Source organism: Jiella endophytica, assembly GCF_004519335.1.
GTDB lineage: Bacteria > Pseudomonadota > Alphaproteobacteria > Rhizobiales > Rhizobiaceae > Jiella > Jiella endophytica.
Genome location: NZ_SOZD01000003.1, coordinates 469,898 through 492,450, shown reverse-complemented (window position 1 = coordinate 492,450; position 22,553 = coordinate 469,898). Strand labels below are relative to the sequence as shown.

Genomic DNA, 22,553 nt, shown 5'->3' with positions numbered 1-22,553 from the left:
ATGGCAATTCTGGAACTTCGCGATCTGACCAAGCGCTTCGGCGAGACCGTCGCGGTCGATCGCTTCACGCTGTCGGTGGAAAAGGGCGAATTCGTCTCGCTGCTCGGGCCCTCCGGCTGCGGCAAGACGACGACGCTGCAGATGATCGCCGGCTTCGAGACGCCGTCGGGCGGCACGATCCTCCTCAACGGGCGCGATCTCGCCAAGGTGCCGGCGCGGGCGCGCGGCCTCGGCATCGTCTTCCAGACCTATGCGCTCTTCCCCCACATGACGGTCGAGGAGAATGTCGGCTTCGGCCTGGAAATGCGCAAGGTGCCGGCGGACGAGCGCAGGCGCCGGATCGCCCAGACCCTCGATCTCGTCCATCTGTCGCATCTTTCCGGCCGCTATCCGCGGCAGATGTCCGGCGGCCAGCGCCAGCGCGTGGCGCTCGCAAGAGCCCTCGTCATCGAGCCGGAACTCCTGCTGCTCGACGAGCCGCTCTCCAATCTCGACGCGAAGCTGCGCGAGGAGATGCAGCTGGAACTTCGCCGCATTCAGCAGGAGGCCGGCGTCACCACGCTTCTCGTCACCCACGACCAGTCCGAGGCGATGGCGCTTTCGGACCGCATCGCGGTGATGCAGGGCGGCCGGCTGATCCAGGAAGCCTCGCCCTTCGACGCCTATGACCGGCCGGCCAACGGCTTCGTCTCCTCCTTCCTCGGCAAGAGCAACGCCATTCCCGGGCATCTGGAAGGCGGCGCCGCCGGCACGAAGCTGCGCTGCCGCGAACTGACCCTCGACGGCCCCGCCTCGGGCGAGACGCCCGGTCCGGTGCTGATCTCGCTGCGCCCCGAACGCATCGAGTTCACCGGCGAGGCCGAGGGCATCGTCGCCGGCCGCGTATCGGAGCGGATCTTCCTCGGCGACAAGTGGCTGTTCAAGGTCGAGACCGGGCTCGGCGAGCTTCTCGTCGTTCGCCGCAACAGCGGCCGCCGAGAACCCGAGGTCGGCGAGGCCGTGCATCTCTTCTGGCAGGCCGAACACCTGCGCGTGCTTTCGGCGGAGAGCGCCGAATGATCGGCACGCGTCCATGGCTCCTCAGCGCGCCGGCGCTGGTGCTCTTCCTCGTCATGCTGGTGACGCCGCTGATCATGACGGCGGTGCTCTCCTTCAACAGCTTCGACTTCTATGGCGGCATCAAGCCGACCTTCGGTCTCGGCAACTATGCCGACGTGCTCAGCGATTCCTATTTCTACGAGATCTTCGGCCGCACCTTCATGATCGCGCTGGTGACGACGGTGATCGCGGCGCTGATCGGCACGCCGCAGGCCTATTTCATGCTGCGGATGCATCCGTTCTGGCGCTCGGTGATGATCCTCGTCGTGCTCGGGCCGCTGCTGATCTCGGTGGTGGTCAGGACCCTCGGCTGGGCGATTCTGCTCGGCAACAACGGCGTCATCAACGAGGCACTGCGGCGCTTCGACATGATTGAGCGGCCGATCAAGATGATGTACACCTCGGGCGGCATCGTGCTGGCGCTGGTGCACGTGATGGTGCCGTTCATGATCCTCGCCGTCTGGGCGGCGCTGCAGCGCCAGGATCCGGCGACCGAGAAGGCCGCCGAATCCCTCGGGGCGGGGCCATTCACGGTGTTCCGCCGGATCGTCCTGCCGCAGGCGATGCCCGGCATCCTCTCCGGCTCGCTGATCGTCTTCTCGCTTTCGGCGAGCGCGTTTGCGACGCCGGCGATCCTCGGCGGGCGCCGGGTGAAGGTCGCGTCCACCACCGTCTATGACGAGTTCCTCAACACGCTGAACTGGCCGCTCGGCGCCGCCATCGCGATCATCCTGCTCGTCGCCGTCCTCGCCATCATGGTCGCCTGGAACCGGCTGGTCGAGAAGCGCTTTGCGGGAGTGTTCCAATGATCCGGAACGGCCTCTTTGCCAAGCTCTTCAGCATCGTCTTCGCGGTCTTCATGCTGGCGCCGCTGGTGGTCGTCATCGGCGTCTCCTTCACGCCGGAGGGCTTCCTGGAATTTCCGCCGAGCGGCATCTCGCTGCGCTGGTTCCGGGCGATCCTCGACAATCCGGACTTCATCGAGGCGGCGATCATGAGCGTTCAGCTCGGCGTCGCCTCCGCGACCATCGCGACCGTGATCTGCATTCCGGCGGCGCTCGCCATCGGCAGCGGGCGCTTCGCCGGCCGCGACGCGCTGCAGGCGCTGTTCCTGTCGCCGCTGACGGTGCCGACCGTGGTGCTCGGCATCGCCTTTCTGCGGTTCCTCTCGATGATGGGCCTGAACGGCACGTTCTGGGGGCTGGTCTTCTGCCACGTCGTCATCATCGTGCCTTTCGTTTTGCGCCTCGTCCTCGCCTCGGTGACCGGTCTCGACCCGTCGATCGCCCGGGCCGCCACCTCGCTCGGCGCCAGCGACTGGACCGTCTTCCGGCGGATCACCCTGCCGGCGATCATCCCCGGCGTCGTCGGCGGTTGGGTGCTCGCCTTCATCACCAGCTTCGACGAACTCACCGTCACGGTGTTCATCGTCAACCCGGCGACGACGACGCTGCCGGTCAAGCTGTTTTCCCACATCACCCAGACCACCGACCCGCTGGTCGCGTCGGTCTCGACGGTCGCCATCCTGTTCACGGTCGCGCTGATGCTGATCGTCGACCGGATCTACGGGCTCGACCGTCTGCTCATCGGAGAAGGATCGCGCTGATGCAGAGCGATGCGATCGTCATCGGCGGCGGCCTCGTCGGCGCCGCCACCGCCTATGGTTTGGCCCGCGAGGGCCTCACCGTCACCGTTCTCGACGAGGGCGACGTCGCCTTCCGTGCGTCGCGGGGCAATTTCGGCCTCGTCTGGGTGCAGTCGAAGGGCGACGGTTATCCGGACTATGCGATCTGGACCCGCAAGAGCGCCGACCTCTGGCCTGGCCTCGATGCCATGCTGAAGGACGAGACCGGCGTCTCCACCGCCTATCAGAAGCCGGGCGGGCTGCATTTCTGCCTGTCGGAGGAAGAGCTCGAGAACCGCAAGGCGCTGATCGCCCGGCTGCACAACGTTCATGGCGCGGCCAATTACGGTGCCAGGGTGCTCGACCGTCAGGAGGTGCATGCGATGATGCCGGGCCTCGGGCCGGATGTCGTCGGCGGCACCTATTGCGAGCACGACGGCCATGCGAGCCCGCTCTACCTGCTGCGCGCTTTGCATGACGGGCTGAAGCGTCGCGGCGGCAGGATCGTCGCCGATGCCGGCGCAAGGGACATCAGCCGTGACGGCGACGGCTACGCGGTCACGACGCCCGCCGGGACGTTCCGTTCCGAGCGCATCGTTCTCGCCGCCGGCCTCGGCAACAAGCCGCTCGGCGAGAAGGTCGGGCTGAACCTCTCGATTGCGCCCCTCAAGGGGCAGATCCTCGTCACCGAGCGCACCCGGCCGCGCCTCGACATGCCCACCCACGTCGTCCGTCAGACCGGCGAGGGCTCGATCATGATCGGCGACAGCCACGAGGACGTCGGCTTCGACGTCTCCTCCTCCTCGGACGTGATGGCGATGCTCGCCGCAAGGGCGATCCGCATGTTCCCGTTCCTGACGGACCTTCGGATCGTCCGCTCATGGGCGGCGCTCAGGATCATGAGCCCGGACGGCTATCCGATCTACCAGCAGTCCGAGACCCATCCGGGGATCTTCTCGGTCAACTGCCATTCCGGCGTCACTCTCGCCGGTTCCCACGCACTGGCGCTCGCGCCGATGATCGCCAAGGGCGAACTCGGCGAAGAGCTGTCGGCATTTTCTGCAAGGAGGTTCGATGCCCCAGCGAATTGACGGGAGCGGCGAGACGGTCCGCTTCACCTTCGAGGGACGGGAGATCGCGGCGCGTGCCGGCGAGACCATCGCCGCGGCGCTGATCGCCGCTGGCGAAACGACGACGCGCGAGTCGGTGGTCTCCGGCGCGCCGCGCGGCCCGTTCTGCATGATGGGCGTCTGCTTCGAATGCCTGGTCGAGATCGACGGCGTGCCGAACCGGCAGGCCTGCATGATCGCGGTCGAACCCGGCATCGCGGTGAGCCTCCAGAAGGCCGACGAGGTGGCGGCATGAAGACCGAACCGAAGACCGCCACCCTTCCGGCATACGACGTCGTCGTCATCGGCGCCGGCCCGGCCGGCATGGCCTGCGCGACAGAGGCGAGCCGAGCGGGGCTTTCGACCCTCGTCCTCGACGAGCAGCCGCGGCCGGGCGGCCAGATCTATCGCGACATCGAGGCGAGCGACTCCGGGCGTCGCGGCATCCTCGGCAAGGACTACGAGGCCGGCGCGCATCTCGCGTCCGGCCTGCGCGCCTCGACGGCCGAATATCTGCCGGGTGCCGTCGTCTGGAACATCGACAGCGAGAAGCAGATCGACTTCTCCGCGGGTGGCGGCTCCAGGAGCGTCAAGGCGGCGACCATCGTCGTCGCCACCGGCGCCATCGAGCGGCCGACGCCGATGCCCGGCTGGACGCTGCCCGGCGTCACCACGGTCGGCGCGGTGCAGATTCTCCTGAAGACCTCCGGCGTCGTCATGGAGGATCTCGTGATGGTCGGCTCCGGCCCGCTGCTCTGGCTGGCGGCCACCCAGCTGATCGCCGCCCGCACGCCGCCGAAGGCCATCGTCGAGACGGTGCCGGCGGCCCGCTACCGCGAGGCGGCGAAGCACCTCGGCAAGGCACTGCCCGGCTGGCGCTACCTCGCCAAGGGTTTTGCGATGATGCGGGAGGTGAAGCGCGCCGGCGTGCCGGTCCACCGCGATGCCGAGGAGATCGTCATCGAAGGCGAGACGGCGGCGAGCGCCGTCAGCTTTGTGAGCGGCGGCAAGCGGCAGCGGATCGAGACGGCCCATGTGGCGCTGCATCAGGGTGTCGTGCCGAACCAGCAGATCACCCGGCTGATGAACTGCCGGCATCGCTTCGACAAGAGCCAGCGGGCTTTCCTGCCGGTTCTCGACGAGCATTTCGAGACGTCGGTCGATAACGTCTTCGTTGCCGGCGACGGCGCCGGCATCGGCGGGGCGAAATCCGCCGCCATGCGCGGCCGCCTCGTCGCCATGCGCGTTGCGGAGAAGGCCGGCAGGCCGGTTTCCGGGGAGCGCGAGACGTTGAAGGCGGCGCTCCGGAAGGACGCTGCCGTCCGCCCGCTGCTCGAGACGCTCTACGCACCCTCCGAGGATACCCTGTCGCCGGCCGATTCGACGCTGGTCTGCCGCTGCGAGGAGATCACCGCCGGCCAGATCCGCGAGGCGGTGGCGCTCGGCGCGCCGGGCCCGAACCAGGTCAAATCCTTCCTGCGTGCCGGCATGGGCCCCTGCCAGGGCCGCATGTGCGGTCTCGCCGTCAGCGAGATCATCGCCGCGGCGAAGGGCGAGGAGCCCTCGAGCGTCGACTACTACCGCATCCGGCCGCCGCTGAAGCCGCTGCTGTTGTCCGAACTCGCCGACTTCGGCGCCGAAGAGGCACCGCGGCAAGCCGCCGAATAGCCGCGGCGCGCCAGAGAGAAGGGCCCATCCATGGCAAACCGCACGGTCGACCTCCTCGTCATTGGCGGGGGCATACACGGCTGCTCGGCGGCGCTGCATGCCGCGATGCGCGGGCTCGAGGTGGTGGTGATCGAGAAGGACACGGTCGCCCGCCATGCCTCCGGCGTGAATGCCGGCGGCGTGCGCCGGCTCGGCCGCGACTATGCCGAAGTGCCGATCTCCCAGCGCTCGATGGAGATCTGGTACCGCATCGAGGAACTCCTCGACGACGACTGCGGCTTCCAGCGGGCGCCGCAGATCAAGGTGGCCGAGACCGAGGCGGATCTCGACCGGCTGAAGGCCCGCGCCGCGGATCTCCGCGCCATGGGCTTCGACCACGAGGTGGTGCTCGACCGTGCCCAGATGCGCGAACACCTCCCGGCCGTCTCGGATCACTGCGTCGGGGCGCTCGCCAGCCTCGGCGACGGTTTCGCACTGCCCTACCAGACGACCTTCGCCTTCCAGCGCAAGGCCCGCTCGCTCGGCGTGCGCTTCGAGGAGAACTGCCGGGCCGAGACCGTCGAACGGGTCGGCCGCGACTTCAAGGTGACGACCGAGCGCGGTGTCTTCACCTCGCGCAAGCTCTTGAATTGCGGCGGCGCCTGGGCCGGCCAGATCGCCCGCCAGCTCGGCGAACCGGTCGAGGTCGCGGCGACCGCGCCGATGATGATCGTCACCTCCCGCATGCCGCGCTTCTGCACGGCGGTGGTCGGCAACGAGACGCGACCGCTCTCCTTCAAGCAGATGCAGAACGGCACGGTCGTCATCGGCGGAGGACGGCGCGGCCGGCCGAACCCCGAAACCAACGTTTCGGAATTGATCTTCTCGGAGCTGCGCCAGACCGCCGCGACGGCGATGGCGGTCTTTCCGATCATGCGCGGCGCGACGATCGTGCGCTCCTGGGCCGGCATCGAGGGCCGCATGCCGGACGGCATTCCGGTGATCTCGCCGTCCTCGACGGAAGAGGGCGCCTACCACGCCTTCGGCTTTTCCTCCCATGGCTTCCAGCTCGGGCCGGGCGTCGGCGAGATCATGGGCGAACTCATCGCCACCGGCCGCACCAATGCGCCGATCGCGCCGTTCTCGATCACCCGTTTCGCCCCGGAGGCAGGCGCCTCCGGATCATCTCCCACGCATAGCCAAGGAATTTCCGCGTGATCACCCGCCACATCCAGACCAAGATCAATCACCGCGTCGTCGAGCACAACGGCGTCCTCTATTTCGGCGGCCTCGTCGCCGACGACAAATCCAAGGACATGAAGGGTCAGACCGCCGAGATCTGCGCCAAGCTCGACGATCTCCTGGCCAAGGTCGGCTCCTCGAAAGAGAAGCTCCTGACCGCGATGATCTACATTTCCGACTTTGCCCAGAAGGACGGCATGAACGAAGCCTGGCTCGAATGGATCCCGGCCGAGCACCTGCCGACCCGCGCGACCATCGGCGTCGCCGAACTCGGCAAGGACGTTCTCATCGAGGTCGTCATCTCCGCGGCCAAGTAACAGACGCATGCCGGATGGCCGGGGTGCTGTTTTTCACCCCGGCGATCCGGATCGGGGCCGCTGATCGACCCGGGCTCGCCCGAGGATCTCCGGCAGGACCACCGGCGAGCGCCATCCCGGCGGATGCAGCACCGCCATCTTGGCCCCGAAGGTCCGGGGCAGCACATCCGACGGCAACAGCTCCGCCGGATCGCCGTCGGCGACGACAAGTCCCGAATCGAGCACGATCATCCGGTCGGAAAAGCCCGCCGCCAGATTGAGATCGTGGAGCACGGCGACGACGGTGCCGCCCTCGTCGGCAAACCGCCGGGCGATCGCCAGAACGTCGATCTGGTGGCGCACGTCGAGGCTCGATGTCGGCTCGTCGAGGATCAGCAGTTTCGACCGGCCGTCTTCCACCGGTGCGCCGATCTGGCAGAGGACGCGGGCAAGCTGCACCCGCTGCTTTTCGCCGCCGGAGAGCTGCGGATAGGGGCGGGGACCGAAATCGCCGAGATCGACCGCTGCGAGCGCTTCTGCGACGATCGCCCGGCGCCTTGCCGCGGTCAGTCCCGGCCGCGTCCGCAGGCCGAGGCCGACGATCTCGAAGACCGTGAAGGGGAAGGCGATCGTCGTTGCCTGGGGCAGCACCGCGCGACGGGCCGCGAGAAGCCCCGGCGACGTCTGCCCGACCTCCTCGCCATGCAGCCTGACATTTCCCGCCGTGAGCCGCCGCTCGCCGCTCATTGCTCGCACCAGCGTCGACTTGCCGGCACCATTGGGTCCGACCACGGCGGTGAGGCTGCCGGGCTCAAGGTCGAACGAAACCGGACCGAGGATCCGCCGCCCGCCGGCGACGACCTCCACACCGTCGAGCGCCATAGTCATCGCGTCAGACCCCATCGAAGTCGCGACGCTTCAGGAGCAGCCACAGGAAGAACGGCGCGCCGAGCGCGGCGGTGATGATGCCGATCGGCAGTTCCGCCGGCGCGACGAGGGTGCGTGCCGCCATGTCGGCGAGGAGCAGCAGCAGCGCTCCGCCGAATGCCGACGCCGGCAGCAGGAAGCGATGATCGGCGCCGACCGCGAGCCGCAAGAGATGCGGGACGACGATGCCGACAAAGCCGATGATCCCCGACACCGCGACCGCTGCGCCGGTCGCCGCGGCGACGAGGAAGATCGCCAGCCGCTTCAGCCTCTCGACCTTCAGTCCCATGTGAAAGGCCTCCGCCTCGCCGAGCGCCAGGGCGTCGAGCCCGCGCGCGAGGAACGGCGCCGCAACGAGCACCGCCAGCATGATCGGTCCCGTCGCGGCGAGCTTCTCCCAGGTCGTGCCGCCGAGGCCGCCGAGGGTCCAGAAGGTGATGTCGCGGAGCTGGGTGTCGTCGCTCCGAAAGATCAGGAAGCCGGTGATCGCGGCGGCGAAGGCGGCAAGCGCGATGCCCGCGAGGAGCATGGTGGCGACCGAGGTCATACCGTCGCGTGTTGCGATGACATAGAGAACGACGGTCGCGGCGAGAGCACCCGCAAATGCCGCGGCGGGAAGGGCGAAGGCGCCGAGCAGCATGGCGAAAGGCGACAGGAGGCCCGAGCCAAGAACGATCATCGCCACCGCGCCGAGCGCCGCTCCGGACGAGACGCCGACGATGCCGGGATCGGCGAGGGGATTGCGGAACAGCCCCTGCATCACCGCGCCAGCCAGAGCGAGGGCCGCGCCGATCAGGCCGCCCAAAAGGACCCGCGGCAGGCGGATCTGCCAGACGATGACGGTTTCGCCCAAGGGATAATCCGTCGCCTGCGGCCCTGCGGCGAGGATGGCGACGACACGCGACGGGGGGAGCGACGCCGGCCCGACGCCGAGCGCGACGATGCCGGCGACGACGACGGCCGCCGCCAGGATCGCGATCGCGACCGCCTGGTCATGCGAGCGATCGCCGAGCGAGCGGGGGGATACGGTCGTTTCCGAAAGGTCGGTCATTGCACCGGCGCGATCTCGCCCGGATAGAGCCGCGCGGCAAAGTCCCGTGCGGCGTTCGCGACGCGGGGGCCGAAGCCGAGGAGATAGGCGCCGTCCATCCTGATGATCGCATTCCTCTGGCCGGCAGGCGTCGCCTTCAGTGCCAAGATCGCAAACGGATCGGCGCTGCCATGGCCCGGTCCGGCGCCGGTCATCATCACCACGACGTCCGGGGCGAGTTCGGTCGCGACCTCCGTCGAGAGGGTCTTGTAGCCCGTCGTCCCGGCAAAGACGTTCACCCCGCCGGCAAGGCCGATCATCGCGTCGGCAGCGGTGCCGGAGCCTGCCGCCATCGGCCGGCCGTCGACGATCGACAGCAGGAAGAGGACGCGCTTGCGCTCGCCGATTTTCGCAAGATCGCTCTCGAGGCGCTGCAGGTCCCGTTCGATGCCGGCGGCGAGTTCCTTGCCCTTTTCGGCCTCGCCAACCGCATCGGCGATGACGGCGATCTTCTCGCCGATCGTCGCGAGACTCTGGCCCTTCGGCACTGTCGTGATCGCAACGCCCGAGGCCTCGAGGAGCTCGATCGCCTGCGGCGGGCCGGCGCCGTCCTCCATCAGCACGAGATCGGGGGACTGAGCCAGAACGCCCTCGGCCGACAGGGCGCGCATATAGCCGACATTCGGCTTCCGCCGCGCCTCTGGCGGATAGACCGCCGTGGTGTCGACCGCGACGATCCGGTCCTTTGCGCCGAGGGCGTAAAGCGTCTCGGTGACGGCGCCGCCGATGGCGACGATCCGCCGGGGGGCGGGGCTTTCGGCGTCGGCGGGGCCGGCGAGGGCCGTCAGTGCCAGAAGCGCTGCCAGAAGAACGGACCATGCCGTGGCGAGGGCGGAACGGAAGGGTGTGGCTGTTTTCATCGCGGGAGCTTCACTTGGTGAGGATGAGTTTGCCGGCCTTGGTCAGCCGCAGACGATAGACGATGGCGCCGACATGGATCTCGACCTCCTGCCGCGTTCCGAACAGGCGGTCGGCCCGCAGGACCAGCCTGCCGTCCGGCATTGGGGTCGCGGCTTCGGCAATGGCATCGCCGGCGTCGTCTTGCACTTTAGAAGACCTATAATTCTCTAGCGTTTTCAGAGTGATATAAGTTGACTCTGATTATCATATTAAATAGGGAGGTCAATGGCAGCGGCGACGACCAAGGGGGTTCCGCCGCCATCCGGGGACGTTAGCAAGCCAGACCGCGCGCATCGCGCAAGCCAGCCAGGTCCGTCATCTCACATCGACCGAGGGGGACTCGTCATGGCTCGTCATCTGCGCCACCTGGCCGGCGCTGCGTCCGGCATTGCAATTTCACTTGCACTGGGAATTTCCGCAAACGCTCAACAGGCGAGCGTCACCGGCGACGGTTCGATCCTGCTCGAGCCGGTCTATATCGGCGGGGAGGGCGACGGCGATGCGCCGGAAAACCAGACCGCGACCCGCGCCGAAACCGTGCTCACCGAGCGCGTCACCCGCGCCGAACTCGACGCGGCCGAGGTCTTCGATCCGCAGGACATCGACCGCATCGATCCCGGCGTCGGCTACAATGCGCTGAATGGCAGCTTCATCATTCGCGGGCTCGATTCCAATCGGGTGCTGACCACCATCGACGGCGTTCGCCTGCCCTGGCTGGACGACGGCGCCCGCGGCGTCAACGGCGGCGGCACGACCTTCGACTTCGACACGCTGTCGTCGCTCGACATCGTCAAGGGCAGCGATTCCAGCGTCTTCGGCGCCGGGGCCCTTGGCGGCGTCGTCGCTGTGCGCACGCTGAACCCGGAGGATCTGCTGCCCGGCGACAAGACCTTCGGCGGGCTGACGCGCGGCACCTACAACAGCGAGGACCAGAGCTTCGGCATCGACCAGGCGCTCGCGGCCAGGCTCGGCGACACCTACATGCTTCTCGAAGGCGGCTATCGCTTCGGGGAGGAGCGCGACAACCGGGGCGATGTCGGCGGCTATGGCAGCGAGAGAAGCGAGCCCGATCCGCTCGACTACGACCGGAAGAACCTGCTCGTGAAGCTTCGCCAGCATGTCGGCGTCGATCAGGTCTTCGGCATTACCGGCGAGATCTACGACCGTGACGAGAATATCGACGAGTTCTCGGCGTCGACTGCGACCTATGAGGCGGGTTCGGCCTACCGCGACAAGGTCGAAAAGCGCGAGAGGATCTCCGGACACTACGAACTCGGCGCGGGCGCCGATGCCTGGCTCGATGCTGCCGATGCGGTCGTCTACTGGCAGCGCCAGGAGCTTTCGGAGGATTTCGACGGCGAGCGCCTGTCAGAGCCGGCCGGTGCCTATTCCCGCCTCAGCGACATCGAGGAGACGACCTTCGGCGTCAACGGCAGCGTCATGAAGCATTTCGACCTTGCCGGGCTGGACCACAAGCTCAGCCTCGGTGGCGAGGTCTACGGCAACCGCACCAGCCAGATGGCGAGCGGCGAGGACACCTGCCCGCCGGGGCCATACTACTACTGGTACTATTACAACTGCAATTTCCTGCACACCAACCAGGCCGACATGCCCGAAGTCCACGGCGCGAGCGTCGGGCTGTTCGTCGAGGACGAGATCTCGCTGACCGACCGGTTCCGGCTCACTCCGGGCCTGCGCTTCGACTACTACGAAGAGAACCCGCAGGAGACCGAGGCCTTCACCCTCAACCCCACCTATCGGGGCCTGCCGGATGCGTCGAGCGACAGCGCCGTCTCGCCGAAGCTGCGGGCCGAGTTCGACGTCACCGAACGGGCGACGGTCTATGCCCAGTGGGCACAGGGCTTCCGCGCCCCGTCGGCGACCGAGCTCTATCTCAGCTATGGCGGGCCCGGCACCTATCTTTCCATCGGCAATCCCGATCTCGAGGCCGAGACGAGCAACGGCTACGAGGTCGGTCTGCGGGCGGAACAGGCCGGTTTCGACTGGGGCGTCTCTGCCTTCTACAACCGATACAAGAACTTCATCGACACCGAATCCGTCGATCCCTCGGAGGTCGGCCTTTCCCCTGGCGACTATCCGTTCGGCATCACCCGCTCCTTCAACCGGGCGAATGTCGAGATCTACGGCATCGAGGCGAATGCGAAATGGCAGATGACCGATGTCTGGCACAGCGCCCTGTCGCTGGCGAGCTACCAGGGCCGCGATCTCGACACCGACGAGCATCTGAACACCATTCCCGCCGCCAAGGGCATCCTCAACTTCGGCTACGGCAACGGCGTCTGGGGCGCCGACGCCTATCTGACCCTCGCCGCGGCGCGGCGCGACGTCGAGAACGAGATCTCTGAGACGCCGGGCTATGCGCTGGTCGATTTGACCGCCTGGTGGCGGCCGACGCAGGTCGAGAACCTGAAGCTTCAGGCCGGGCTCTACAACGTCTTCGACGAGACCTATTACGACACGCTCGACATACCCGACAGCGCCAGCCGACCGAAGGACTACTACACCGAGCCGGGGCGCAGCGTCAGGGCGACCGTGACCTACCAGTTCTGACGTTACGCTGGCTGGACCCTGCCATCGCAGGGATCCCGCATGACGGGTTCAGCGGCAGTCGAGGGCGATCCGCGTCGACAGGAGTTCGGCATAGTTTATGCCGTCGGCAGGAATGCTCTGCGACTTGCCGAGGCCGGCGACCTGCTTCATCCAGGCAGTCGCGCCCTCGTCCGGATGGGTGGCGTCGAGCGTCGCGCGGCAGGCGGCGGGAAGGTCGGTCAGCCCGACCTGTTCGTTGCGGCCGACGTCGAAGGAGACGTAGTAGCTCGGATCGTAGATCGACAGCGTCAGCTCAGCGCCGGCGAGCTTCACCTGCGCCGCCGGATGCATCTGCGTGAAGATGACGAGGTGGCCCTTCTCGAAGCGCGCGCGGAACCGGTCTGGCGGCGACAGCTCCACCGGCACGCCGGCCTCCTTCAGGAAGGTGAAGAACTGATAGTCCTTTGCCGAGCCAAGCACCGTGCCTGCCACCGCGTTCAGTTCCTCCTCGTCGAGCTTGCCGTCGGCATTCTCGTCGAAGTCGAAGAGCAGCGAGGACGAGAACATCTCGTCGAACACCCAGCCGCTCCTGATCGCGGCGAGGTCGCCGTTCTCGTCCCCGACGAACTGCACTGACGCGGTCACGAAGACATGCGGATGGGCCGCCGCGGGCTGGCTCTGAAAAACGATGGCAGCGACGGCGAGACCCATCGCAACAAGGGTAAGCGCGCCGGGCGAGGGAACGGTCCGGCGGCCGGATGGTCGAGCCATCTTCGTGTGCTCCAGAAAGCTGTCCGGTGACTTCCAGCATCCACGCATGGCCAGAACAAGACCGTAGCAGAATCGCCGGTCCTTTGGAGGTGGAGGCGGTCATCTCCTCTTAACTCTCTTTGCAAGATGGGACGCCGGCCGGTTGCAACGACACGCGATCGGCCTTGCGGCCCTGCCTTGTCCGTGGGGCCGATCTTTGCTGCTGGGTGTCGGCGTCCGATCGGTCTTCTCTGCTGCGGCGAGAAGGCTTTACGGGGAATGCGGCACATTGTCATCGAGCCTCCGCCGGGGGCCTTCCTTTGCAATCTCAGTGGATGGAATGCGCAGCACCCGAGGTTCCTTTGAGCTGTCAAAAAAGTATGGTTGTATTAATAGGAGCGACCCGATCTCCTCCAGTCGGCGGCTGACCGGACCGTCCGGAGAGTGCTGCAGATCACACGGGCGGGCGGTTCGGATTGGCTACATCGGCAATGCGGCGCGGGTCTCTTTCCGAGGAAACGGGGCTCCCCGTCGTCGCGATGGTTCGAAGCGGCGCACGCAACCCCGATTGTTCTGGACTGTATCCATGCGTAACCAAGACCCCTCCGCGGGCGAGGCCGGCCCCGCCGCACCCTTCGCGGCCTTCCGCCCGGACGAGTTCGGCGAACTCGTCGCCGAGATCTACGATTGTGCAACGTCGCCGCGCAAATGGCGGCTCGCCCTCGACAGGGTCTGCCGGCGCGGACGCTTCACCTGCGCCTTTCTCTACATCCTCGATCCCGTCACCCAGACCATCGCGCTCCATCGCTGCTTCCGGATCAACGGCGCGGACGCCGCCGCTCCGTCGCGGCCGGGGGAGGTCATGGTGGTGACGAGCGAGCTCTTCGCCTCGCTGCCCCACGCGACGCCGCGGCTTCTCTCCCGCGACGTCCCGCGCGAGCGCTACGTCGACAGCCCGTCGCATCTCGACTGGCTGAAGACCCAGGGGCTCGTCGACATCATGCAGATCCCGTTCGCGACCGACGACGGGCGGAGCGGCGCGATCTGCTTCGGCCGGCGCGAGAGCCATGGTCCCTTCGGCGACGACGAGATCGCCATGGCGACGCTGCTGCAGCCGCATCTCAGTCGGGCGCTCGCCCTGTCGCGGCTGTTCGAGATGCAGAAATCCTGGACCCATGGCCTGCGCTCGATCGTCCGCAACCTGTCGACCCCGACGATCCTCGTAACCCGCACCGGCGCGATCCTCGAGGCGAACAAGGCGGCGCGAAGCCACTTCGCCCATCCGCGGTTCATTCACGAGCGGGAAGGCCGCCTCGGCGCCGTCCGCCCCCGGCAGGGGGATGCGCTGATCGCGGCCATCCGGTCGGCCGCAGCGTCGCCGAAGGACAATCCCGACACCTCCGTCATTCTCGGCAGCATCGAGACCGGCTTTGCGGTCGCCCACGTCCTGCCGCTGATCAATGATGGCGTGAAGCATCATCCCGAGGATGTCGCCGCCGCTGCCGTTCTTCTCACTTCGGATGCCAGCGAACAGTCCGGCGGGCCGAGGGCCCAGCTCCTCGCCCGGGTCTATGAGCTGACGGCCGCCGAGCAACGTGTCGCCGAGGCTCTCGCCAGCGGCCAGAGCTCGATCGAGGCGGCCAAGGCGCTCGGCATCAGCGAGGGAACGATCCGCACCCATCTCACCCGGATCTTCGGCAAGACGGGCGTTTCCCGCCAGAGCGAACTGGTCGCCCTGATGCACCGGCTCGCGCCGCCACTACATGGTGCAAAATTGTAACACTGCCTTGCGATTGGCCGGGAGGGCCAGTCGGAACGCAAGCTTACGGTCAGTTTGTCATAGGTTCCTCTGAAGCGGGAAATCGGCAGCAAAAGTAACGTCCGGTCGCCAAGAGAGGGGATCACTATGGCCAGGACATTCTTCGCGAGCGCCAGCGCGCTCGCCATTGCTGCCGTTTTCGCTTCGCCTGCCCTGGCGGATTGTGTGCGGAACGACAATGGCGCCATCATCGACGTTGACTGCGACGCCCAGGATCTCGACGGCTTCGCCGACGTCAATGCGGATGCGAACCTGACCTTCGACATCGACGTTCTCGCCAATGCGACGGTGCAGAATCTCGACCTCAATCTCAATCAGGGCGACGCCTTCAACGTCCAGTCGAACGGCGAGATCTTCCTCGACACGGCCGCCGGTTCGACCGTCGAGGGCGCCGGTGACGGCGTCGCGCTGACCACCAGCGAAACCGCCAACATCACCGTCACCAACGGCACCGGCGCCACGGTCACGGCCGGCGCGGACGGCTTCAGCCTCGTTGCGACCGGAGATGGCGCGATCACCGCGACGAATGCCGGGACGCTCGACGCCAGCCTCGGCGAGGACGGCATCGATGCCAGCGCCCTCGGTGCCGGCAACGTCACGGCGAACAATGGAGGCGCGATCACCGCCGCCGGCAACGGCATGGCGCTCGCCGCGGCCGCCGGCGACGTCGTCGTCGACAACGGGGCGGGCGATACCATCACGGTCGGCGGCGACGGCATTGCCGCGGCTGCGCAGAGTGCCGGCAATGTCACCGCCACCAATGCCGGCACGATCACCGCCGGCGAGGACGGCATGGATCTCTCGGCGGTCGACGGCAACATCCTCGCCAACAACCTTGCCGGCGGCGCCATCACCGCAGGTGAGGACGGCATGGAGCTGCGGGCCGCGGGGGCCGGCAACATCACCGCGCTCAACGGCGGCTCGATCAGCGCCGGCGGCGAGGGCGTCATCGCCGTCGCCGGGGGCGGCAACGTCTACTTCTCGCAGCTCCTCGGCGCCGACATCGTCGCCGGCCTCAACAGCATCGACGGCGACGGCCTGCAGCTGCAGACCGAAGCGGCAGGCACCGTGACCGCCATCAATGGCGGAGCCATCACCGCGGCCGACGACGGCATCGATGCCGTCGCTGCTGACGGCAACATCACCATCACCCATCTCCAGGGCGGCACGATCAATGCCGGCCAGACCAATGCGACCGGCGACGGGATGCAGCTGACGACCAACGGGACCGGCAGCGTCACCGTCAATTCCGGCGGCGCGATCACCGCGGCGGCGGCCGGCGTCAACGCCGCGGCGACCGGCGGCGGCAACGTTTCCGTCACGCAATATCTCGGCGGCCAGATCACCGCCGGCCAGAACAATGTCGACGGCGACGGCCTGTCGCTGTCGGCGGCCGCGGCCGGGCTCGTCACCGTCACCAATGGCGGGACGATCCTTGCCGCCGACGACGGCGTCAATGCGGTAAGCGTCGACGGCAATATTTCGGTCAACCATCTCCAGGGCGCGACGATCAATGCCGGCCAGGCCAATGTGAACGGCGACGGCTTCGACCTGGCCGCCGCCGGGGCCGGCAGCGTCACCGTCACCACCGCCGGTTCGGTCACCGCCGGTGCATCCGGCGTCAGGGCGGTGACGCTCGGCGACGGCAGCGTCTCGGTCGCCCAGCTCCAGGGCGGCGTGATCAATGCGGGTCAGGCCAATGCGACCGGCGACGGCTTCCAGCTTTCGGCCGGCGGCAACGGCAATGTCATTGCCAGCAATCAGGGCACGATCAACGCCGCCGACGACGGCATCGAGGCGGTGAGCGCCGGCAACGGCCTGATCTCCGCCACCAATGGCGGCGTCATCATCGCCGGCGACAACGGCGTCGAAGCCGTCGCCAACGGCAATGGCAACATCACCGCCACGAATCTGGCAGGCGGCACGATCACCGCCGGCCAGCAGAACGCCGGTGGCGACGGCTTCAAGCTGACGACGGTCGGCACCGGCATCATCTCGGCGGTGAACGGCGGCACGATCACCGCGGCCGACAGCGGCATCGAAGCGGACGCCATCGGCGGCGGCAACATTTCCGCCAACAACCTTTCGGGCGGATCGATCTTCGCGACCACCGGCAACGGCTTCGACCTCGGCGTCACCGCCGCGGGCATCATCACGGCGACCAATGGTGGCCTGATCACGAGTTTCGACACGGGCATCGTCGCCGACTCCGTCGACGGCAACATCACGGTGACGAACGCCTCCGGCGGCACCATTACCTCCAACGCCAATCGCGGCATCGACGCCACCGCCATCGGGCTCGGCAACGTCCAGCTCGGCAATGGCGGCACCGTCAATGCCAATGCCGAGGGCATGGTCGCGACTGCGGCCGGCGGCAATGTCGCGGCGCGCAACCTCGACGGTGGGACGCTCGCCTCGACGACGGCGGACGGCATGCTGGCGACCACCACCGGCGCCGGAACCGCGATCGTCACCAATGCCGGCACGATCAATGCCGGGGCCAACGGCGCCACCGCAGCGAGCGTCGACGGCAATCTCACCGCGACGAACTTTGCCGGCGCCACCATCAACGCCGGCCAGTTCGATGCCGGCGGTGACGGCTTCAACCTTCAGACCACCGGCGACGGCAAGATCATCGCCGCCAACGAGGGAACGATTAATGCCGGCGACGACGGCATCTTCGCTCTGACCCTCGGCGACGGCTCGATCACCGCGGACAATCTGCGCGGCTCGCTGATTGATGTCGGCGGCGACGGCTTCGATCTTTCGGCCAATGGCGCCGGCCAGGTGACCGCGGCGAATGACGGCACGATCTATGCTGGCAACAACGGCATGAATCTCGCGACGGCCGGCGCCGGCGACATCGTCGCCAAGAACCTCTCCCATGCCCGGATCCAGGCCGACGAAGACGGTATCCATGCGGATGCGACCGGCACCGGCAACGTCACCGCCACGAATGACGGTACAATCACCGCCGAAGCGGACGGCATGGATCTGTCAGCGGCCGGCGGCGACATCGTCGCCGTGAACAATGCCGGCGACACGATCGACGCCGGCGGCGACGGCATCGTGGCGGACGCGGCGGCCGACGGCACCGTAACCGCCACCAATGCCGGCACGATCACCGCTGGCGACGACGGCATGGATCTCTCCTCCGTCGACGGCGACATCGTCGCCGAGAACGTCGCCGGGGGCGTCATCGACGCCGACGACAACGGCATCGAGGCCGATGTCTCCGGCAACGGCGCGATCACGGCTGCGAATGCGGGGACGATTCTTGCCGGCGAAGACGGGATCAATGCGGATACGGAAGCCGGCGACATCGTCGCGATGAATCTCGCCGAAGCGCTGATCGATGCCGACGGCAACGGCTTTGCGCTCGGCACCGACGGCGGCGACGTCAGGACGGCGAACGCCGGCACGATCCTCGCAGGCAACGACGGCATGGTGCTTTCGACCGTCAGTGGCGACGTGATCGCCGAAAATCTCGACGGCGCCACCATCGAGGCCGACGACAACGGCATCACGGTGGATGCCGGCGGCGACGTCACGGCGATCAATGCCGGAACGATCACGGCCGGCGGCAATGGCATCGACGCCGCATCCACCGATGGCGACGTCATCGTCCAGAACGATCCCGACCAGACCATCACGGCGGGCGGCGACGGCCTCGTCGGCGATGCGGCCAATGACGGCACTGTCACGGCGACGAATGCCGGCACGATCGAGGCCGGCGACGACGGCATGGACCTGTCCTCGGAAGACGGCGACATCGTCGCGGACAATCTTGCCGGGGCCGTCATCGACGCCGATGGTTACGGGATCGAGGCCGATGCCAGTGGCGACGGCGCCGTGACGGCCACCAATGCGGGCACGATCCTCGCCGGTGACGACGGCATCGACGCCGCGACAAACGGCAATGGCGATGTGACCGCCACCAACCTTGCCGGCGCGACGATGGATGTCGACGACAACGGCTTCGAGCTCGATGCCAATGGCGACGGCAACGTTTCCGCGACCAATGCCGGCACGGTCCTCGCCGGCATTGACGGCGTCGACGCCGAGACCGAGGGTGCCGGCAATATCGTCGCCGACAACCTCGCCGGGGCGACGATCGAGGCCGGAAGCGACGGTTTCGAGCTCGACGCCAATGGCGAAGGCAGCGTGACGGCGGCCAATGCCGGCACCATCGTCGCCGGCGCGGACGGCATCGACGCCGAGACCGCGGGTGCCGGCAATATCGTTGCCGACAACCTCGCCGGGGCGACGATCGATGCCGGAGACAACGGCTTCGAGCTCGGAGCCAATGGCAACGGCAACATCACAGCGACGAACGCCGGCACCGTCCTTGCCGCCAACAACGGCATCGATGCCGAGGCCGCAGGCGCCGGCGAGATCGTGGCGGAGAACCGCGGCGAGATCGACGTCGGCGCGAACGGCATGGATCTTCGCGGCACGGCCGGCAACGTCACCGCGACGAATTTCGCCGGCGGCCTGATCACCGCCGACAGCGATGGCATCGCCGCAGCGACCGGTGGCTTCGGGGCGGTGACGATCGAAAACGAGGACGGCGGCTTCATCGTTGCAGGGCTGGTCGGCCTGCGCGGCAGCGCCGTCGACGGAACCGTCACCGCGACGAATGGCGGGTCGATCACCGCCGGCAGCGACGGCATCAACGCGGCGACGTCCGGAGCCGGCAACATCATCGCCGACAACCTTGCCGCCGCGCTCATCGACGCCGGTGGGGACGGTATCGTGGCTGAGGCGACTGGCGACGGCAGCGTAGCGGCGACCAATGCCGGCACCATCCTCGCCGGTGACGACGGGATGGATCTCGCAACGGACGGTGACGGTGACATCGTCGCCGAAAACCTCGCCGGCGCGGTCATCGATGTCGAGGGAGATGGCATCGAGGCGGATGCCAACGGCGACGGCAGCGTAGCGGCGACCAATGCCGGCACGATCCTCGCCGGTGACGACGGGATGGATCTCGCAACGGACGGTGACGGTGACATCGTCGCCGAAAACCTCGCCGGCGCGGTCATCGATGTCGATGGAGACGGCATCGAGGCGGATGCCAACGGCGACGGCAGCGTAGCGGCGACCAATGCCGGCACGATCCTCGCCGGTGACGACGGGATGGATCTCGCAACGGACGGTGCCGGTGACATCGTCGCCGAAAACCTCGCCGGCGCCGTCATCGATGCCGGTGCGGACGGCATCGAGGCGGATGCCAATGGCGACGGCGCCGTGACGGCGACCAATGCCGGCACGATCCTCGCTGGCGCAGACGGCATCGACGCTGCGACCGACGGCATCGGCGACCTCATCGTCGCCAATCTTGCCGGAGCGACCATCGATGCCGGCGACAACGGCTTCGAGCTCGACGCCAATGGCGACGGCAACGTCGCCGCGGCCAATGCCGGCACGATCACCGCGCTCGGCAACGGCATCGACGCCGAATCCGACGGAGCTGGCAACGTCGCGATCGACAACCTTGCCGGCGCGACGATCGAAGGCGCGGAAAACGGCGTCCTCGCCTCCGCGAACGGCACCGGCAACGTCGCCGTGACGAATGACGGATCCATCGACGGCCTCGAGGCCGGCATCGACGCATCTGCCGCCCTCGGCAACGTCGCCGTCGCCAACACCGCCACGGTCAAGGGCGGGCGTGTCGGCGTTCATGCCGAAGCGGGCGGGACCATCGCCATCGCAAACCTCTCGACGGAGGCCGGCACTGCGCTGATCCAGGGCGACATCGCCATCGAAGCCGATGCCGAGGGCGCGGTCGCCATCGACAACACCGGTCTCATCCAGACCAATGTCGCCGATCAGGAGGCCATCGCAGGGGTCTTCGAGCGGGTCGTCTTCGCGTCCTCGACGGGTGCCGACATCACCTTCGACAACGCCGGCATCCTGATCGGCAATGTCGAGCTCAACGCCGCCGACGGCGCGACCCTCGACAACAGCGGCCTGTGGAATGTCGGCGGCGACAACCTCTTCGGCGGCGACGAGGACGTGGTCAACAATACCGGCGTCGTCAACGCCTTCGAAGTCACCAACTTCTTCGGCCTCGAGACCTTCAACAATGCCGGCGGCCTGCTCAACATGCAGCTCGGTGACGGCGCCTTCGGCACCACCAATATCGATGGCGACTTCGTCGGCGCGGCTGACAGCGCCGACAGCACGCTGGCCATCGATGCCGAACTCGGCGATGAAAGCGGCGCCGATCTTGCCGATCTCCTCACCGCCGAGAACTTCCGCGAGACCACCGGCGTTAACGTCAACGACCTCCTCGCCGACGTGCCGGCCGGCTTCAATCCGCAAGGCGTGATCTTTGCGAGCTTCCTCGATCAGACCGACGACGACGCCTTCGTGCTGAATGGCGGGCCGATCGACAAGGGTCTGTTCAGCTTCGACATCTTCCTCGACGAGGCGAACAAGGACTGGGTGCTGGCGAGCGCGCCGAACCAGACCTTCTTCGAACTGCCGGGGATCGTCACCGGCGCCCAGCAGATGTGGCACGACACTGCCGGCGTCTGGCAGGACCGCACCGCCGATCTTCGCGGCGCCCTCGGCGAACCCTGCGTGAGCGGTCTGAAGGACCCTGCATGCCCGGTGACGTCGAGCGGGCCGGGGATCTGGGCGAAGGCGCTCGGCGCCTCCACCCGGCACAGCGATCAGAGGCAGGAATTCGTCCTCCTCAACAAGAACCTCGCCTTCGACATCCGGAAGGACCAGGACACCTACGGCTTCCTCGGCGGTGTCGACACGGCCTGGCAGGCGGGCGAGGGCAGCTTCGTCCTCGGTGCGCTCGGCGGCTATGTGAACTCCGACCTCACCTTCGACGGGTCGCAGACCGAGGTCGAGTACGATGCCGGTGTCGTCGGCGCCTATGCCAACTATCTGAATGGCGGCCTTTTCGTCGACGCGGCGCTGATCGCCCAGATCGGTACGGCGAACTACAAGTCGGTCTCGGGCATCTTCGTCGAGGATCAGGACACCGACTTCACCTCCGTCGGCGCCACGATCGACGCGGGCTATCGCTACGCGCTCGCCGGCAACGTCTTCATCGAGCCCGGCGCGACCTTGTCCTATGTCAGCAGCAACATCGACGACCTCGGCATCTTCGGCGAGACCGTCGCGTTCGACGACGGCGAGAGCCTGCGCGGCCGTCTCGGCCTGCGGGTCGGGACCTCCTTCGACGCCGCCAGCGTCCGGGTCGAACCGTTCCTCGGTGTCAGCGTCTGGCAGGAGTTCCTCGGCGACAACACCGCCAAGGTGGTCAGCAACGGCCTCGAGGTGGTCGCGGCGGAGAAGATCGACCAGACCATCGGCGAGGTGTCGGCCGGGGTGAACCTGATGAAGACCGGCGAGACCGGCGCCAGCGGCTTTGCCAAGTTCAACGCCCAGTTCGGCGAGGACGACTACCAGAACTACAAGGGCGTCGCCGGCATCCGCTACGACTTCTGAGGCGCGATCCGATCGGATCGCTGCCGGT

Annotated in this window: 16 protein-coding genes; 11 read left to right on the top strand and 5 right to left on the bottom strand. The window is 67.4% G+C overall.

The window, feature by feature from the left end; all coding sequences use genetic code 11:
- Genes E3C22_RS12240 through E3C22_RS12205 form a run of 8 tightly spaced genes read left to right on the top strand, consistent with a single transcriptional unit; the run spans position 1 to position 7,037 of the window.
- Entirely contained in the window at positions 1-1,059 is a 1,059-nt protein-coding gene (locus E3C22_RS12240; protein WP_134762299.1) for an ABC transporter ATP-binding protein, read from the top strand.
- A complete protein-coding gene (locus E3C22_RS12235) occupies positions 1,056-1,907 on the top strand; it encodes an ABC transporter permease (RefSeq protein ID WP_134762298.1) in 852 nt (283 codons plus the stop codon). Before E3C22_RS12240 ends, E3C22_RS12235 begins: the two co-directional genes overlap by 4 nt.
- Positions 1,904-2,704, top strand: a complete 801-nt coding sequence (locus tag E3C22_RS12230; RefSeq protein ID WP_134762297.1) for an ABC transporter permease — start codon at positions 1,904-1,906, stop codon at positions 2,702-2,704. The genes E3C22_RS12235 and E3C22_RS12230 overlap by 4 nt, the downstream gene beginning before the upstream one ends.
- Complete coding sequence (locus tag E3C22_RS12225) at positions 2,704-3,813, top strand: NAD(P)/FAD-dependent oxidoreductase (RefSeq protein ID WP_134762296.1); 1,110 nt, start codon at positions 2,704-2,706, stop codon at positions 3,811-3,813. The genes E3C22_RS12230 and E3C22_RS12225 overlap by 1 nt, the downstream gene beginning before the upstream one ends.
- The gene (locus tag E3C22_RS12220) at positions 3,797-4,087 is read left to right on the top strand and encodes a (2Fe-2S)-binding protein (RefSeq protein ID WP_134762295.1); all 291 of its coding nucleotides are present in this window, start codon (positions 3,797-3,799) and stop codon (positions 4,085-4,087) included. Before E3C22_RS12225 ends, E3C22_RS12220 begins: the two co-directional genes overlap by 17 nt.
- A complete protein-coding gene (locus tag E3C22_RS12215) occupies positions 4,084-5,499 on the top strand; it encodes an FAD/NAD(P)-dependent oxidoreductase (protein ID WP_134762294.1) in 1,416 nt (471 codons plus the stop codon). The genes E3C22_RS12220 and E3C22_RS12215 overlap by 4 nt, the downstream gene beginning before the upstream one ends.
- A gap of 30 nt (positions 5,500-5,529) precedes the next feature.
- Positions 5,530-6,696 carry an NAD(P)/FAD-dependent oxidoreductase gene (locus E3C22_RS12210; protein ID WP_134762293.1) on the top strand — a complete coding sequence of 389 codons (1,167 nt, stop codon included), beginning with the start codon at positions 5,530-5,532 and terminating at the stop codon, positions 6,694-6,696.
- Complete coding sequence (locus E3C22_RS12205) at positions 6,693-7,037, top strand: RidA family protein (protein WP_134762292.1); 345 nt, start codon at positions 6,693-6,695, stop codon at positions 7,035-7,037. The genes E3C22_RS12210 and E3C22_RS12205 overlap by 4 nt, the downstream gene beginning before the upstream one ends.
- A 33-nt stretch (positions 7,038-7,070) precedes the next feature.
- On the opposite strand, the gene E3C22_RS12200 is transcribed toward E3C22_RS12205, so the two are convergent.
- Genes E3C22_RS12200 through hemP form a run of 4 tightly spaced genes read right to left on the bottom strand, consistent with a single transcriptional unit; the run spans position 7,071 to position 10,080 of the window.
- Entirely contained in the window at positions 7,071-7,904 is an 834-nt protein-coding gene (locus E3C22_RS12200; protein WP_134762291.1) for a heme ABC transporter ATP-binding protein, read from the bottom strand.
- 4 nt (positions 7,905-7,908) lie between these two features.
- Positions 7,909-8,994 (bottom strand): FecCD family ABC transporter permease, encoded by a 1,086-nt coding sequence (locus tag E3C22_RS12195; protein ID WP_134762290.1) that lies wholly within the window; start codon positions 8,992-8,994, stop codon positions 7,909-7,911.
- The gene (locus tag E3C22_RS12190; RefSeq protein ID WP_134762289.1) at positions 8,991-9,893 is read right to left on the bottom strand and encodes a heme/hemin ABC transporter substrate-binding protein; all 903 of its coding nucleotides are present in this window, start codon (positions 9,891-9,893) and stop codon (positions 8,991-8,993) included. Before E3C22_RS12190 ends, E3C22_RS12195 begins: the two co-directional genes overlap by 4 nt.
- 10 nt (positions 9,894-9,903) lie before the next feature.
- A complete protein-coding gene (hemP, locus tag E3C22_RS12185) occupies positions 9,904-10,080 on the bottom strand; it encodes a hemin uptake protein HemP (protein WP_245514954.1) in 177 nt (58 codons plus the stop codon).
- A 198-nt stretch (positions 10,081-10,278) separates the two neighbouring features.
- On the opposite strand from hemP, the gene E3C22_RS12180 reads away from it, so the two are divergent.
- Complete coding sequence (locus tag E3C22_RS12180; RefSeq protein ID WP_167591748.1) at positions 10,279-12,504, top strand: TonB-dependent hemoglobin/transferrin/lactoferrin family receptor; 2,226 nt, start codon at positions 10,279-10,281, stop codon at positions 12,502-12,504.
- Positions 12,505-12,552: 48 nt separating this feature from the next.
- Here the strand turns inward: E3C22_RS12180 and E3C22_RS12175 are convergent, their stop codons facing one another.
- A complete protein-coding gene (locus E3C22_RS12175; protein WP_167591747.1) occupies positions 12,553-13,254 on the bottom strand; it encodes a DUF1007 family protein in 702 nt (233 codons plus the stop codon).
- Positions 13,255-13,819: 565 nt separating this feature from the next.
- On the opposite strand from E3C22_RS12175, the gene E3C22_RS12170 reads away from it, so the two are divergent.
- Together E3C22_RS12170 and E3C22_RS12165 are read left to right on the top strand one after the other, a co-directional pair.
- A complete protein-coding gene (locus E3C22_RS12170; RefSeq protein WP_167591746.1) occupies positions 13,820-15,013 on the top strand; it encodes a helix-turn-helix transcriptional regulator in 1,194 nt (397 codons plus the stop codon).
- 126 nt (positions 15,014-15,139) lie between these two features.
- On the top strand, positions 15,140-22,525 hold the full coding sequence (locus E3C22_RS12165; RefSeq protein WP_134762285.1) for a hypothetical protein: 7,386 nt from the start codon (positions 15,140-15,142) through the stop codon (positions 22,523-22,525).
- Positions 22,526-22,553: the final 28 nt, after the last annotated feature.